This window comes from Flavobacterium xizangense (assembly GCF_054075145.1).
This window is the reverse complement of sequence record NZ_JBSIPG010000212.1, coordinates 1-253: the sequence shown is the minus strand read 5'-3', so window position 1 is coordinate 253 and position 253 is coordinate 1. Positions and strand designations below refer to the sequence as shown.

Here is a 253-nt window from a genome sequence, read left to right as displayed (position 1 = left end):
AGATTTAGAAAGTGGTTTTATAATTGTAAATATGACTCCAAAAGCTGTAGAATTGGAGAATGTAGTTGTTTCCAGATCTGTTTTTAATAAAACTGAACTTAAAAAAATCGCCAATGACAAAGAGGGAATAAATAAGATTATAATTCGAAAGCAATTTGACGAAGTAACTTCAAAAGTAATGGTCTATGACGGCCAAATTAAACATGGTTTGAATTTCAGTTACCCCATTTTTGATAAACCGAAGAAAAAAATA

The 253-nt window shown here is 29.2% G+C and carries 1 protein-coding gene; it reads left to right on the top strand.

Annotated features, from left to right (window positions below):
* A partial coding sequence (locus tag ACWA1B_RS23165; RefSeq protein ID WP_456911021.1) for a hypothetical protein occupies positions 1-253 on the top strand: 253 nt, incomplete at both ends.